Origin of the sequence: Methanogenium marinum (genome assembly GCF_028912405.1) — an archaeon.
GTDB lineage: Archaea > Halobacteriota > Methanomicrobia > Methanomicrobiales > Methanomicrobiaceae > Methanogenium > Methanogenium marinum.
The window spans coordinates 2089249-2106425 of the sequence record NZ_JAKELO010000002.1; the positions used below are offsets into that span (position 1 = coordinate 2089249).

Below are 17177 nucleotides of genomic sequence, written 5' to 3' on the forward strand. Positions count from 1 at the left end.
ATGTACCTTGATTCAGATGATGAAAAGGTTCTTGCGGGTGAATATGGCGAAACCCGCAGGAAGATGATGGAGATTCTCGTTGCTCTGGGTAAGGTATTTGGGGCAGAGAAGTTTGTGCCAATCACCAGTGCACAGGTGGCTGGTGCATCATATAAGACAATAGGAAAATGGGGGCTTGAATGGCTGCGAAGTCTTGATGCACGGGTAGCTGTGCCTTCCGTATTAAACCCAATCGGGATGCCGCGGGAACGCTGGCAGGAGATGGGTATTCCATCTGATTTTGCGGAAAAACAGCACGCTGTTCTGGATGCGTACCGCCGGCTTGGGGTAAAACTGGAGTGTACCTGCACACCGTATTACATCAACCGGACTTCTTATGGAGATCATATTGCATGGTCAGAGTCGTCTGCCGTCTGTTATGCGAATTCTGTCATTGGTGCACGGACAAATCGTGAAGGAGGCCCGTCTGCCCTTGCTGCTGCAATTATTGGGAAAACCCCCTATTATGGCCTGCATCTCTGGGAGAACAGGATGCCGCAGGTGGCATTCCGGGTTGAAGCGGATGAGACTCTTCATGCCAGTCATTATGGGGCTATTGGGTATCTTGCCGGAAAGGAGGCGGGAAATCGTGTGCCGTTTTTTTATGGATTACGGCCGAACCGAGACCAGCTGAAGGCACTTGGGGCTGCAATGGCTGCCAGTGGTGCGGTGGCACTCTATCATGTTGAAGATATCACGCCCGATTCCCGTGTGTTGCAGGAACGTGGGATAGATATCTCCGCCCTTGAAACTATTACCATCACCGGGGATGAGATTGAGGCAATATTTGAGGAACGGACTGTTGATGCCGTGGCAATCGGATGTCCACACTGTTCAGAGGAGGAACTGGAGGAGATTGCAGGACTTCTGAAAGGAAAAACGGTGACAAAACCGCTCTACATTTTTGCTGCAAGAGGTGTGGCACAGGCTCATCCCAATCTTGTGGGAACAATTGAGATGTCGGGTGCAAAGGTATGGGAGGACACCTGTATCGTTGTCTCGCCCGGAATGGATCATTTTGGTTCAATTATGGTCAATTCCGGGAAGGCATTTGCATATGTGCCGAATATGTGTGGTGCAGAAGCAGTTCTTGGTTCCACCGAAGAGTGTATTGCTGCTGCACTGGGTGAATAACCCTTTGCACTCATTTTTCACTTATTTGTGCGAACAATCAAAATAGCATATGATTGAAATAAATTTGGATGGGGGCGGAGAATAAAGGAGATGTTCTGTCCTGATCCTTTTTTTAGGAGAATCCCTTGTCGAGTGTATTCTGGCTTTCAACATCAAGGCCGGTGACATAAACCGACTTTTTTTCCTGCTGATATTTGTCGATTACTCTCGCGATTGCCTCAACGGCAGACTGATCCCAGATATGGGAATTTTGAAAGTCTATCTCAATTTTATCGGGATCATTGGTATAATCAAAAAGGTCAATGAATGCTGCCATTGTTCCGAAGAACAACTGTCCTTTTACCGTATAAATTTTAACTCCGTCTTCCTTTTCCTTGCCTGAAACGGAAATGACTGACATTTTCCACGCCATTGCAAGGGCAGCAAGGACAACACCGGCTAAAACACCCTTTGCAAGGTCATTGGTGTAAACAACAATGGCAATTGTCGTGAGCATAACAAATGCATCGCTCTTTGGTATTTTGGCAATATCTTTTACTGACTGCCATTCAAATGTCCCGATTGCAACCATTACCATAACCCCGACAAGTGCTGCCATGGGAATCTGTGCCACAAGATCGCCAAGAACAATTATCAGAAATATCAGGAAAAGTCCTGCTGTCATGGAAGAGAGCCTTCCTCTGCCTCCGGATGTCACATTAATGACAGACTGACCAATCATTGCACATCCGGCCATTCCTCCGAAAAAGCCGGTGATGAAATTTGCAATACCCTGCCCTTTCACTTCCCGGTTTTTATTACTTTTCGTGCCCGTCATTTCATCAATAATTGATGCGGTAAGAAGTGATTCAAGAAGGCCTACGATAACAAGTGTTGCAGAATATGGAAGGATAATGAGCAGTGTTTCAATGCTTAACGGCACCATTGGAAGATGAAACAGGGGGAGTGCTTTTGTGATTGTGCCTAAATCCCCTACTGTCAGGACAGTCAACCCTGTCCCAATGGCAATTGCCGTCATAACAATAATGGCAATAAGGGGTGCTGGCACTGCTCTTGTAAACCGGGGCAAAAACCAGATAATTCCGATTGTTGCTGCGGTCATTAGATAAACAGGGAGTGAAGCGCCAAAAATAAATGGAATCTGGGCGAGGAATATCAGAATTGCAAGGGAATTTACAAAGCCAAGCACTACTGAATATGGAATAAATGAAATAAATCGTCCCACTTTTAAAAGACCAAGGGCAAATTGTATTATTCCTGTCAGAATGGTTGCTGCAAGAAGATATTCAAGCCCGAAATCCCGCACCAGAACTACCATGACAAGTGCCATCGAACCTGTCGCAGCCGAAATCATGCCTGGTCTTCCACCTGCAATCGATATTACCACTGCAATACAGAATGAGGCATACAGGCCGACCATTGGGTCAACGCCGGCAATGATTGAAAAGGCAATTGCTTCAGGAATCAGCGCAAGTGCTACCGTCATTCCGGCAAGGACATCGCCCTTGATATTTGAAAGCCATTCTTCTTTTATTGTTTGCGCGTTCAAGAATTATTTCTCCGTTTCATTTGAATATTGGATATTTGCCTATTTTATCGGATTTTGCGGGACATTTAAATTTAAATTTAAAATCTATTTTTCTTAAAACATGTTTTAATTTTAACAACAGGCATAAGGATTTTTAAAAATATCCCCTGATCTGTTTTTTCTCGTATGTCAATAATAATCGCCATCTAAATAGTTAATAATTTCGAGGGGGAAAAAGAATATTTCGAAGCCAAAAAAATCATAATGCCCAAATACCTGGCACATATTTCATAATTAATCCGGGATGATTCTGAATATCGAATCGTGCTGGAAATAATGCAGATCTACTGAAATGCTTTATAATAAACGTTGGTGAGGCCTCAGTCCTGCACGTTTTGATAACTAATAATGTATTAATTTCCGTAGTGAATGCGGTGGATCGTTATTTCTTTATGTGAGGTAAATGATATTCTATCGCGAATTCGTGGAGTGGCATGAACCTGGACATTTTGTGGTTTAGACATGTCAAAATGATCCTCTCTTCGACTGGATATCGGGTATATCAATAAAGCACAGTGTGCCGGATATTGCCTACAGAATTCCTAGAAGGGAATTAACCGGAGCAAAAATATCATGTATACAAAAATACTACTTGCAACTGACGGCTCTGAAAATGCACGACGTGCGGCCAATGAGGCGGCAGGTCTTGCCAGAGAATTATCATCCCATGTGATTCTGGTATATATCATACATAATCCTCCGTCACAATCAAGAATGGTGAAGGCAAATTTTGATGTACATTCCCTTCTTGAAGAGGACGCAAAATCCGAAATAAAGCATACTATAGATATTTTTGAAAAGGACGGTCTGGCATATACACTAAAGGTTGCAATAGGTGATCCTGCAGCTGAAATAATTGAAATTGCTGAAAAGGAAACAGCCGATTTGATTGTTATCGGCAGTCGTGGCCTTGGTACTCTTAAAGGGGTATTTATGGGAAGCGTTAGCCAGAAAGTAACGTATCATGCAAAATGTCCGGTTTTGATTGTAAAGTGAACTATCGCGAAGCTATAATGACTTTGTAGTTCCCATCGACCTATTCCCGAAGGAACCAGATGTCACAATTCATACCTGACGGGAAAGGCAATAAATTGTGGGACCTGCTTTATGAAGATCCTCTCCTCAATGAGCATCCAGCTGAGAAATCCCCTAATCTCTCCTTTTTAAATCCCTGTGTTGGGGAATTGGGCTGTGAAATGGGCGTATTTTTCGTTCACATTTATTGCCGGAAAAATACGGCAATTTTGCAGGTTATTTCGTTAAATGACGATTAATTACGAGCTACCGAGGGGTCAATATTAACAGAAATTTTGGGAGGACGTATTGGTTGTCTCAACTGAGAACTGCCCACTCCGGGCTTCTGTGTGGGTGCATTTTTCCGGGGCGCAGGGCCGCAGGATGTGCTATTTAAATGATATTTGACTTCAGATTCCAGAGCTTCGCTCAAAATGACGAAAAATGATCGATTCGTAGCTATAGGAGGAATATAACAGCACATCTGGTGCCCGTCATCCAGAAGAAGAACATGGATTCCATGGTTGAGATATGGAGGATGGAGACAACCAATAAGCTACATGCCGGAAATTGAATCCTGATGAGCTACAGGATCTCTGTTATGAAAGATATTTTCGTAATTTTGAAATGTCTGTTCTAAATAGTAATGGAACTGTTTTAGGAGGAACGTAAAGGTACACGAGACTTGTCTCTATTTTTATCAGAGGATTTATCCAAGGTCCTAATTTAATCTTTGCTCTCGATTCGTTTCATTGCCATATCAACTTTTTCCCTGATATCTGGGTCGCCACGAGACTCTTTGAGTGCTTTAAGGGTTTCTTCTCCTCCAAAAGTCACAAGTGCATCCACGGCTTTTGTTTTCACTTTTTTATCTATATCCTTCAGGCATCGGGAAAGGGGCACTGCTGCACGTTCGTCGCCAATTAGCACCAGTGCTTCTATGGCCGCAATTCTGACTTTTGGTTTTTTATCTTCCAATAGTCTGATGAGAGGAACAACTGCCCGTTTATCCTTAAGCATACCAAGTCCTGTTGCTGCCCCTTTTCTCAGCCATTGTTCCTCACTGTCAAGACAGTGTATTAATGGGGGGATTGCCCGTTTGTCACCAATTTTTCCCAGTGATTTGGCAGCGATCCAGCTTACGTCAACATATTCGTCCGAAAGGGCTTCGATGAGGGGTTCAAAGGCTTCACTGGCGTGCAGATTTCCCAATATCTCAGCCGCTTTCCATCTGTATGTTAAACTATCGCTTGTGAGGAATTCGATGAGTTTTTGAATATTTTTTCTTCTGTTTTTTTCATAATCTTCTTTAGAAAGACTATCTTCTTCAGTGGTTTTAACGGAATTTTGCATCTTAGCCCCAACGCAAATGAGATAATCTGATACTTAAAGGTTATTGATGGTGTGAAATGGAGATGTTTCTCCAGGAAAATGTGTTTTTGTTTTGAAAACTCATAATTATGCCTGATATGTGTGTATGGAATCAGATTTTACTTTAAATATGCAGTATTTAGGTGCCTTAATGAATGGAAACAAATTAACCAGGAATGAAAAATAATACCCTGATAAAAGAGAATAATGCAACGGTTTGAATTCAGTTGATTTTGGTATGTACAAATTATGCCCGCTGCTGTAGTCATGTACAGATAGTGGAAACCATCGTTTTAAAAAATGGAGTTGAGTGAAATTTATTTATTCAGCCTCTGTACAACGAACAGTGCTCCAAGTGCTGTGAATATTCCTACACACATGGGAAGCCCTGATGTTGTGGGTGTTGGTGACGAAGGTTCCGGAGATGCAGGTGTTGCTGCAGGTGCATCAGTAGAACTCGGTGTTTGTTGAGAAACAGTTGCTTCCGGAACGGATTCCGTATTCCCAAAGGTCATAAGTGCATAGGAGCCGGATTCTGATATTTCTGCAACAAGTGCATCCCCTCTCAGTTCTGTGGGGAGCATGGTCCATGTTTCGTCTTTGTACTCAGCAATAAACCGTGCATTTGTCTTCATGCTGTCATCACCGGTAATTGCAAATTCAGCAGGTTCACTGAATCTGAGTGATTCAGGTGATATGATATATGCGCCGTAAACCAGTTCCCATTCATCCGGTATGTCCTTAGGATGGGAGTTTTTCATAATAAGGGCATCTTCAATCTCTGCACCGGAAACAGTTTCTCTCAGTGCATTGAGCGTTGCATATCCATCACTTGAAGATATAGAGAGGTCGGTGTCCGGGGTTGCTGTGGGGTTTGGTGAATAATCGTCACTGTCATCGCTGCTTCCTGATGGTGACTGTGTAGGAACAGTTGTTGGGATTACATCCCCGACCTGTATTTTTTGATTTAATGCTTCAGTTCCGTCAACTGATACAATAATGCTGACTGTTCCCTGTTCCATATCGTTAATAGTGTACGAGATTGTTGAGTCGTCATCTCCTGATTTTATTCCATCCAGTTCAAATGAAACGGAAACCTGGTTTGTATCCTCAATGGCTTTTCCTGATATCTCAAGCATGGATATCTCAGATCCCTCGTTGATCTGTCCCAAACTTTCCTGATCGCTAATTATCCCACCGGGTGCCGGGTGTTCATCACTCCAGAACTGGAGACTTTTGATTGGGTTTTCAGGGTCCTGCTGGTATCTGAATTTCGCCCATACTACTGATTCTGCCTGAAGTGTGACTGTTGTGTCAGAGAGAGCAAAGGGCATATTCAGATTATTGGATGAGAATGCAAATTCCAGATTCTCATCTGGGGCAATTTCCGCACCAATATGCATGGAATAAGAGCTGCTGTCTTCAAGTCCCTGAATCGTTACGGTTATTTGTCCCCCTTCCTGTATCTGGTCTGGTCCTGCGGTTATTGAAAGTGCCTGTACTCCACCCGCAATAAATGCAAGAGCCAGAATACACAGAAATGTTCTGTAAATTTTTTGCGTCATGCGATTACCGGGTAAATATTTTCAGTAATATGATATGTAACTGCTGTCGTGCGTTTCTTTAATCTCTGATTTCCTGGATACCGACACGATTTTATCGCCCATATTTTTCCACAATTTGTTGATATATTGTGTTAAAATGGATGTATTTCTACTGATTTATCCTAAAATGGTATGTTTGGGATTTTCTTATGTCGGGTTGAATTATGTATGCACTACTGCAATGCAGGAATTAGATCCACACATTTTGGTGTCATTTTTATTCATCGTGAAATTGTCTGATTGAAATTTACAGGATATATGTGCGGATTTTCCGTCACTGACTAATTCAGTACGTAATCTGCCGAATTACAAAACTATATATAGTATAGTTTTCTCTAAAAAATCGGGCTAAATCAATCAAAAAATCCATTTTAGTGGCGAAAATAATGTTAAATGAATGAAATGAATTGTTTTAAACTCCAATTAGATGTGTGAACATTACTGGTATGCAAATCAAAAAAAATATGCTTGGGATGGCAAATTTATTATATTTACCTAACGTTTTCATTAGTATTTACTGAGAGGTAGATTTATGGATTCATTTGTGAAAAAATGCATTTTTGTGTCTTTTGCATTACTCGTTCTTATTGCGTCCGCGTCAGCAGCGCAATTTGACGGTGATGGAACTGGCGAATATGTGATTGTAGACCCCCCCGAGGAGGGTGGTGGGGAACGTATCCCGGTATTTCTGGTCATGAGTGACCAGCCAACCGGGACTATGTCTGTACAGACGATGAAAACTACTGCTGTGTCACAGCAGGAAATGGCAATGAATTCGCTTGCCGGAATTGATTCCTATGCTGCAGAGACTGCACAGTCATTCTGGATTGTAAATGCCATTCGTGTGGAGGCATATCCGTCAGATCTGGACAGGCTTGCCTCGCTGCCCGGCGTAGATCATATCGAACGTGATTTCATCGTGACAGTGACTGACCCGGTAGTTGAGACGATGAATGAGGTCTCTCCTGATTACATTGAGGATTCAACAGAAGAGACTGGTGTGGTCTGGAGTGCAGATTATATTAATGCACCATCTGTTTGGGATACCGGAAATCTTGGTGCCGGAGTCAGTATCTCTATTGTTGACACTGGTATTGACGGCGACCATCCTGCCTTTGGCGACCGGATTGTTGCCTGGGCTGATTTTGTCAATGGTAACAATGAAACACCATATGATGACAATGGTCATGGCTCCCACTGTGCTGGCATATCTGCCGGAGGTGCGGTGGAAACTACCTATTATAATGGAGATCTGATTGATGTGACGCTGGGAGTTGCACCCGGTGCAAACCTGATGGGTGCGAAGGTTCTCAACTCAGCAGGCAGCGGATATAATTCAGATATTCTGAAAGGTGTAGAGTGGTCGGTTGACAATGGGGCAGACATCATCTCCATGAGTCTTGGAAGTTTTGTGGGGCCGTGGGAAGATGACTTTTCTGATGAAGAAATTGTTGGGACTCTTGGTGGGAATTCGTCTGTAGATGTAGTCATCGAAACAGCTTCATCATATAATGTATCCTGGGAACCACAGTTTATTGTTGGTGCTGTGTATGCTGACAGTTCGGCTATCGATGAGATTATCAGTGGTGGTAATCTGACCTTTGCAGTAACTGACGCAAACGGCGACACTGCCACAGGCAGTGCAATCGACTGGCTTGGATTTGACACCCCTTCGAATATCTACTACTTCAAAGCACCGTATGCAGACAATGCAGGTGCATGGAGGGGCGACTGGAAAGCGACACTGACAAACAATGTCAATGAGAGCGTTGATATTGAAAAAATCCGCATTGCAGTATGTTATCAGTCTAATGGGCAAGACGCCTTTTCATTAGCGCTGAACAACCTCGTGGAGCAGGGTATAACTGTTGTTGTCTCCGCCGGAAACGATGGTGAATATGGCCTCGGTACAATCGGAACCCCGGGTACCGCAGAGGATGTCATCACCGTTGGTGCCACCGAGTACATGATGGACTATCTGGCGACATTCAGCAGTATGGGCCCGGTGGACTCAGATGATCCCTATGTCAAACCTGATGTTGTTGCTCCGGGCGTAGGCATCATCTCTTCATATATGGATGGAGGATATGCAATCCTTGACGGAACATCGATGTCGACACCTGCGGTGGCAGGAGCAGCAGCCCTGATGCTTGCAGGAAACAGCAGTCTGTCTCCTGATGAAATTAAAGACGCCCTGATGTCTTCTGCAGTTCACATCGATGAGAATGGTGCTGTTCATGACACAATGGTGATGAACAATGCGTATGGTGCCGGACGAGTGAGCGCCTATGAAGCTGTCAATGTAACAGGTGGTCTTGGGAACACCCCGATTGGTGATGGTGTTGTTTATGAACTCTTTGGCGGTGCAGTATCAGAAGGTTATGATGTCTATGGTGATGTGCTGCCTGTTACCGCAGTCGCATGGAATGTCACCGGTGGCGTACCGATGGCAGGTGAAGAAATCGAATTTTCTGTCCGGAGAAACTCGTATGGTCTTCCCTATGACTATGTGAACAAGACGGTAGATACAGATTCATCAGGAAATGCCCTGACAACAATGGATCTTTCAGGGTATGAGGATGAGACGTCCCTGATGTTACGTATTGCCTGGAATGATCATGTAATTAATGAGTATCATTTCAAGACAGTTCCTTCGGAACATTCAGTCGGTGACTTTGTCTATCGTAATGGGTGGTACAGGGCAGCACCGAATGACACCGTGCTCATTAAGTATCCGTTACTCAATCCCATTGGGACACCATACACAGATGCCGTGGTATTGACACTTAACAACTCTGGGTCAGATGTGTATACCGAGACGATTTCCCCGGTTGCCGGAGTAGTGGCGACAGAACTGAATCTCAGCGCAATTCCTGGTGCTGCAGATGAGTATGGATACAATTCCATTTATCTGGATGATGTGAATGTCGGTTCGTTAAACGTCAATTCCGAGGACTATGACTATTATGAATTAATGATTTCTCCGGAAAAATCAATTTGCAGTCCGGGTTCTTCAATTGACATCAGTGCAGTCATTACATCCGGTCATTACGGGAACTCTGCCAGTACTACAGCTACTGCCACGGTGGTGACATTCACTGAGACTCTGGTAAATTCCCTCACGACAGAAGAACGCAATCTGCTCCTAGGAGAAGAAATCACATCTCTTGCAGAATTGGAAGCTGAAATTCAGGGTATGGATGAAAATGAATATTCTGAAAATTTCGCGATGAACAGTGGTATTGGTGTCTATCATCTTACCATGCCGGAGGATGCATATCTTGCATTGGTGTATGTTACAACACCGCTTACACCGTATTCTTATGAGAGTGCGGCTCTGGTATATGGTGAACTAACACCGTGGATACAGCACAGCACCACTGAGAGTTATTTTGAGATTCCGTACAGTGAATTGACCTACCTCAGTAGAACTTCATCAGAATGGTCTGCAACATGGGATCAGGAAGAATATGAAGTTGTTCCTGCAGATGAGGCATCACTTGGCTTCACTGTGTATACCTATGCCCTTGATGAGGCTACGAATTCTTATGTCGGAGAACCTGCTTCAGACCGAACTGTCTATCTCTACACCAGAGATGGTGCATTAAGCGCCACCACCGGAACGGATGGTACGTGCATCTTTACCCTCACTCCAGGTGAGACGGATGATGCGGGCTATGAATACCTTGCAGTGACCGGCGGTGTGGATATTTATGGTAATATATATGATAGGGCATCTCCGTTATATCCTGAATCGGGTTCAAGAATATTAGCAGATCTGATTGCCTTTGAACCAGTGGTTCCGTCGTATCATTCCTACCTATACGCGGATACGGTAAGCCGTACTATCTCGGTTGTGGCAGACAATGATACACGCACGATAACCATTGCCAGCAATGGTCCTGATGATGAATCCATCCAGGAAAAAGGGATATTTACCTTTGATAAGCTGGGAGCATATTTCTCCTCTTCCGGCACATTCGATGCTTCAACAGTGGCGTTTGATGGAACATACAGTAAATCTGTGGAAGTGCCCGAAAAGGGATATTACACGGCTGAATTTAATCTGCTGAACCCGGTTGAGGGAAATCTACAGTATTCAGGCACAACATTCACAGACACATCATATACCCTGACATATCCAATCATGGATGATCTGCTCCTGGGCCAATCTGTTCCGGTAACCTTCACGCTCATGGATCATAATGGAAATCCTGTCCAGGGTGCAAAGGTACTCTTTAAACTGGGTGCCGGAGCAGGATATGATTTGTATTCATATGGGGTATATGGAGATCCAAGAGAAGAAAATATCTGGACTTATCTGGGAGAATATCCGGATCCATACAGTCAGGTGTATACCGGGTCCACAGACACCAATGGTCAGTTGATTCTGACGTTTGTTGCACCGACATCTGCAGAGCAGGCATACCGGGAAGAACTCGGCAGTTCCAGTTCAGTGGATTATCAGGTTGTCTGCATCTATGATGATATGCTTATTTCCTCAGGATATGGGTATTTCATGCCGGTTGCAGGAGAATTGCCTGATTTCGTGCCAAGTGTGGATGCACCAGATGTAGTCAAGATTAACCGTGATGACAGTATCCGTGTGGATAACCTTGGTCTTCTTGTGAAAAATGTAGGGACTGCTGATTATATTGATAGCGGCATAAATGTTCAGGTGGTAGCGGAAGTTGCCAGTTATAAAAAAGAAACATCGTTCAGTCACAGCGTTCTGATAGGGGAAACTGCAGAAGTGCTCTACCTCAACGTGGATGAAGATGCTGAGACGTATGGAATTGATCCTGAAACAACCAGTTTTCCACAGGATAAAACGGTGAAAGTAACTGTAAATCCTGAACCTCGGGCAGTAGAAGAACTCCGCTATGACAACAATGTCTATAACCACAATCTGAGGATCACAGCCCCTGATTTGGTAACAGAGGTAATCACACCTGCAGCAACGACTCAGTTTGTTGTAACACCAATCGGTGTGAAGGTTACAAACGCAGGGGATGTCGCAAGTGTGGCAACAACCCTGAGTTATTATATCACCGGCACTCCGGATGAACCCCCAATTGCAATCGCTGCTCTTGAAGCCGGTGAATCCACCACTATCTGGAGGAATGGCACCCTTTCAACAGGTACATATGAGATTTCTGCCGCGGTCAACCCTGGTCATGTGACCGATTATGAGACGTCATACACAAACAATGAGGATACACGAAATCTCATTTCCTATGCTGAAGCACCGGCATCAATTGTGCTGCCCCAGAATAGTGTGTTTGTTCCGGGTACAAGCCTGGAAATACCCATTGTTGTGGAGGATGGTGCAGACCTTGCAGCCTATCAGATGACCTTCAGCTACAATGCTTCCGTAATCGACGTTTCAAATGTTGTTTCAGGAGATGTTGATCTGACCGGGGTAAATCTGCAGGATGGGTATGTGATCTTTAATGGTGCCCAGACGAGCGGTGTAAGCGGCAGTGTGACCATTGCCACCCTTGTAATAGATGTTATCGGAAGCACCGATGATGAGACGCTTCTTACGATTTCGAATGCAGCAGAATTATGGGACATAAATGGTTTCGCTGTGCCTGTCACTGTCACTGACGGCAGTGCAACACTCCTTCTCTATGGAGATGCGAATGATGACGGCGTTGTAAGTCAGGCAGATACCCTGAAAGTGCTTAAATGGGTTGTTGGTCTTGACACAGATAAACCAACAATCGGTACACGTCTCTTACAGACAGATGTCACAAAGAACAGCCATGTGGACGTGGGTGATGCAATGTTTATCGCCCAGTATAATGTGGAATTGAGGGATGAATACTTCAATATCCTCTAATTTTATGGAGTGGTTTAGATGAAAAATATGAAATTATGTATTATTGCCCTCCTCTGCTTTGCAGTATTATGTAGTGCTGTTTCAGCGGCAACTCTCTCTATTGATCCTTCTGAATCAATAATCAATAAAGGAGAGTCTGCAGAACTTACGCTGCGGGTAGATGATGTTGAGCAACTTGGAAGTTTTGATATTGATGTCACCTGGAACCCTTCTCTGGTATCTTTATCAGATTCGGATGTAACAGCAGGGCCGTCGATTGACTCGTTAGAGATGAATGTTCAGAGTGGCCGTGTACGTGTTGCAGGCCTGAATTCAACTCTTGAGGGAATATCCGACAGCGCTGATTTATGCTATCTGTCGTTCACCGGTTTAAGTGACAGTGGTGAAACGACATCTGTTTCGATATCGGTGAATGATTATGGTTTTTTAAATTCAACGTCCGGTGAAGACATTGAAGTAACGGATATAACAAACGGCAGTATCACCACGACAGTTTCAAGTGTCGTTGATGCACGTATCGGTATTTCCAACAGACAGGTTCCGGTAAATCAAGAGACTCTCTTCCGCGCCAGTGTTGCAAACCAACGCAGTTATGATACCTCTGCTCTGAATGTCAATGTAACCATTGCAAAAGATGGTGCTGTTGTCCAGAGTGAGACCTATCCTGATGTTACCATTTCCGCAGGAGATACTTATTCCGAAGAAATTGCATGGACACCAACAGCAGGGGGAACATATCTGGTTAGTATCGCCGTAACCTCAGATGATGCTCTCAGGGGCAGCCCAACTGATGAAAAAATAGTTTCGTCGATTGACTACCAAATAAGCTTCCCTGATGGACAGGTATATGGTACGGATCGTGCGCAGACTGACAACTGGTTCTACAATTATGTCCGGGTTAGTGCGAATAAGGCAGGTCCGGTAAATTTAACCATTGATGCACCGGATTCCTTTGAAATCTCTGGAGGGAAAGAACGGACTACATATCTCTATAACAGCCAGTGGAATTATCTCTATGTCTGGATGAAATCAAATGAACCAGGCAGTTTCAGTGGAGCTGACTTTTCCTACAATCTATCAGCAAATGGAAAAAGCGCTTCTGTTAATGGTAATGATCTAACAGTTTACGTTCCTTCAATCGAGGTAACATCAGTCAGTTCAGCTCGAGTATCTGACCTGGGCACGTCGGATACTATCAATTTTAACACCCTCCATACAAACAACACCATCCGTAATGTCACAACGATTGTGGCACAGTCAGGTGCACAGGGACGAACCCTTTCCGGGCTTGGATATCTTGTTGGGTATCCGTATGGCTGTGTCGAGCAGACCACATGCAAGATGCTTGCATCGATGAATGTGAAGGATTACTATCTCGGGCGTGGAGATCGGCCAAGTGACTTTGATACAATCCGTGAACAGGCAAATGAGTCTGTCAGTGCCGGAATCGATGTACTGGTAAATGGTGGACTTCGCGGTCAGCATGATGATGGCGGATGGAGTCTCTGGGGCTATGGCCTTTCAGAATCATCGTCCAGTTCGTATGCAAGCTACACTCTTGCAAAGATAAACCAAACAGATGAAGACTTAAACCGCCTGCTTGAAGACAAGATCTCTAATGGTGATACGGTTACTACGGGAACTGTGAACTTTGAGAAACTTATCGAGTGGTTCCACGAGAATCCTGATACTGCTGAAGGTACATGGTCCTGGAGTGCTCCTGTCTGCCATTCATGGACAAAGGAATCCAACACGGCGTTTGTCATGGTCATCCACGACATGATCAACCAGTCAGGGGATGTCCAGCAGCTGTATCGTGGCTACATGGAAGAGAACATGCAGAATGCGACGAAGTATGTCATTGGTAACCAGGTTAATAGTGGACCTGATGAAGGTTCATTCTCCTCTGGCAGTGACAAGAATATGGCAACTGCACTTGGTCTGTGGGGTCTGGAATCCTTTGGTCTGCCATCCAGCACAGTAACCGAAGCAGGTATTACTGATGCAAAAGAGAATGCTGCGGCTTATCTTGTTGGAAGTCAGGAAGTAGATGGTTCATGGTCGGCAGCTTCTAACTATGGATGGAATTCCAAAGGCCGTGTTACCGAGAGCACAGCTTATGCACTTCTTGCCCTGAATGCAACAGGAGTTGCAAATGATAATGAAACTATCAGTAAGGGTGTTGGCTGGCTTGTTGATACCTATGAGAGCAGTGGAAGCTGGGGATATACCTGGGCAAGTCAGGCAGCAATTGATGCACTAATTGTATGCCAGGGAAGTGAGATCTCTACCGGAACCGTTGGTGTATATGTTGACGGAGACCTGGTGAACACGTTCACCATGGATGCAACCAATCCACGTGAAGAGTACACACTCACCTCTGCCCAGATGACAGCGATGATGGCAGATGGCACTGAAGAAAGAGATATCTTCGGTGATGGCTTCAGCACGGTGAGATCACACGAAGTGACCGCAGAACTCACCGCAGGAGACGGTCCTGTTGTTCTCTCTGTTGAGAACAGCCAGTGGGCACCACTCAATGAAATTGACAGTACAATCAGAAACTCGCGTCTAATCCAGATGGAGGGTGTCGATGAGAGTTTCGAAATTCCTCAGATTAACACAAATATTGACATCCTTTCGGAAGTTGAATTAGATGTCGGAGGATTTTCTCTTACGCTGGACTCAGTTCCTTCCCCAATGGTGGTAGATGAAGCAACGGATGTTAGTATAGGCGTGATCTCGGATGCAGACCTGTTCTCACCGATGATTGAAGTTCCTATTGCAGACTTCTCCTTTGTCAACACATCTGATATCACCGATAGCAAAGGAGCTTCGGTAGCCTATGAAGTCCTTAACAGTACTGCAAATGAGAACCAGGATTCAATCTTCATTGAGCCGGAAAGCTGGGTGCAGGGCACTGCATACTCATATACATTTGAAATTGTTCCGGAAAACTATGGAACACTCAATATGTCATTGCGGATTATTCCGTTGTATGATGACAGCAATGTTGCATACACCAGTCATGACTTCGATGTGACGGGAACGGGCAATGTTACCATCCATGTTCAGGATGAGAATTATGCTCCGGTTGTTGCAGACAGTATTACTGTTGACGGTGTCACTGTCACCGATCAATCGACCAATGAATTTAGTGACCTTTTCGAGGATACCTATCAGTTCAGTGTCACCAAGTCCGGATATCCGGATGTAAGTGGTACCGTCGAGATCAATTATGGTGAGAATGCTGTCTACAATGTAACCCTTCCCACGACAATGACCGAACCTGTTCTGATTCTTTCAGAGGGTGGTTCCGGCAGCATTGCAGGTGTGGCGCAGATCCCGGCAGAACAACTGAATGCTTTGAATAGCGAGAATGCTATCTACAACATCTCCGTGATGGGAGATGGCGGTGAACTTGGTGTTGCACTTCAGTTCCCACAGCGGTATCTTGTCAACAGTCCGGTTGTAACACTGAACGGTGTTGTGCTTGGTGAGGATGATTATGAATTAACTCCGGGAACGTTTGTATACGGAGATGCCGGAGCATACACGACTACCAATGCAACGCTTGTTGTCTATAACACACCTTCAGGCACCAATTATATTGGTATGGAGTTTGATGGCGACGTTCTTGGTGATGCTACGGGTGAAGGACTAGTAACGAGTCGAGATTCATTATTTATCCTGAACTTTGTTGTTGGCAATATTGGTGGATTTGATACCTTTGATTACCCTGATGTTGTCGACAGGGATGCTCATTCAATTACATCACGTGATTCACTTCTGATACTGAACAGAGTTGTGGGTAATGTCGATGAATATTATCAATGGAGCTAATAATGTGGAATAAAAAATTTATAACCCTTTTATTAATTTTCACCTTTTTTTGTTTAGTCTCTAATGTGGGTGCTGCAGACGTAGCACTTGAAAACAATACACTGCTGGTAAAAGGAGTCGATGACAGCATCGGTCTTGGGGCTTTTAGTGTGGTCCTGACCTATAGTGGGAATCTAAGCGTACAGTCTGTGGAGGGTGAATCAGGGTTTATGGTTGCATCAAATATCCAAAATACTAAATATGAGACTTTTATTGCTGGGATATCCGGCGAGGGTCTGACTGGTGATATTCCGGTTGCCTCCGTAAGCACAACAGGTTCAGGAGTTATTGAAGTATCAGTAAGGGAACTCGTAAATGTGAAAGGAGACCCGATTTCTTTCACAAATGAAGAATTTATTGGTGTTGTGCCTACTCCGGCAGCCGGTGATGAAGATGCTATTCCTGACATTTATGTTTCAGATTCCGAAGAAAATCCTTTAGAACAACAGGTTACAACAACAGCAACAACGCCGGAAGCGACCGTGAGTGAAACCGAAATTCCTGTTGATACTATTGTTCAGACTCCGGCATCTGCGACACAGGTATCATCTGAAGATAATGATATTCCGGTAGTTCCGGATACAAATGAGAAGACAGTTCCGCCAACACAGTCACCGTTTAATATCGTTATTGTACTAATTGCAATTGGAAGCGTATTTATATTAAAAAACGAAAAATGATTCATGTTAGATAATTCTGG

Annotated in this window: 8 protein-coding genes; 5 read left to right on the forward strand and 3 right to left on the reverse strand. The window is 44.3% G+C overall.

Translation table 11 applies throughout. The annotated features are described in order from the left end of the window. Positions 1 to 1173, forward strand: a complete 1173-nt coding sequence (locus L0665_RS10390) for an aconitase X catalytic domain-containing protein (RefSeq protein ID WP_274925614.1) — start codon at positions 1 to 3, stop codon at positions 1171 to 1173. Positions 1174 to 1285: 112 nt separating this feature from the next. Here L0665_RS10390 and L0665_RS10395 read toward each other — a convergent pair whose 3' ends face one another. Next, positions 1286 to 2722 (reverse strand): SulP family inorganic anion transporter, encoded by a 1437-nt coding sequence (locus L0665_RS10395; RefSeq protein WP_274925615.1) that lies wholly within the window; start codon positions 2720 to 2722, stop codon positions 1286 to 1288. Positions 2723 to 3334: 612 nt separating this feature from the next. On the opposite strand from L0665_RS10395, the gene L0665_RS10400 reads away from it, so the two are divergent. After that, positions 3335 to 3757 carry a universal stress protein gene (locus L0665_RS10400; protein WP_274925616.1) on the forward strand — a complete coding sequence of 141 codons (423 nt, stop codon included), beginning with the start codon at positions 3335 to 3337 and terminating at the stop codon, positions 3755 to 3757. Positions 3758 to 4501: 744 nt separating this feature from the next. Here the strand turns inward: L0665_RS10400 and L0665_RS10405 are convergent. After that, positions 4502 to 5128, reverse strand: a complete 627-nt coding sequence (locus L0665_RS10405) for a HEAT repeat domain-containing protein (RefSeq protein ID WP_274925617.1) — start codon at positions 5126 to 5128, stop codon at positions 4502 to 4504. Between the two features lie 335 nt (positions 5129 to 5463). Next, positions 5464 to 6711: a hypothetical protein gene (locus L0665_RS10410; RefSeq protein ID WP_274925618.1), complete on the reverse strand. Its 1248-nt coding sequence runs from the start codon at positions 6709 to 6711 to the stop codon at positions 5464 to 5466. Between the two features lie 601 nt (positions 6712 to 7312). Here L0665_RS10410 and L0665_RS10415 point away from each other — a divergent pair. The 3 genes from L0665_RS10415 to L0665_RS10425 are packed head-to-tail and all read left to right on the forward strand — an operon-like array spanning position 7313 to position 17157. Beyond that, positions 7313 to 12595, forward strand: a complete 5283-nt coding sequence (locus L0665_RS10415; RefSeq protein ID WP_274925619.1) for a S8 family serine peptidase — start codon at positions 7313 to 7315, stop codon at positions 12593 to 12595. Positions 12596 to 12613: 18 nt separating this feature from the next. Further along, the gene (locus L0665_RS10420) at positions 12614 to 16438 is read left to right on the forward strand and encodes a hypothetical protein (protein WP_274925620.1); all 3825 of its coding nucleotides are present in this window, start codon (positions 12614 to 12616) and stop codon (positions 16436 to 16438) included. Further along, positions 16429 to 17157 carry a hypothetical protein gene (locus L0665_RS10425; protein WP_274925621.1) on the forward strand — a complete coding sequence of 243 codons (729 nt, stop codon included), beginning with the start codon at positions 16429 to 16431 and terminating at the stop codon, positions 17155 to 17157. Before L0665_RS10420 ends, L0665_RS10425 begins: the two co-directional genes overlap by 10 nt. Positions 17158 to 17177: the final 20 nt, after the last annotated feature.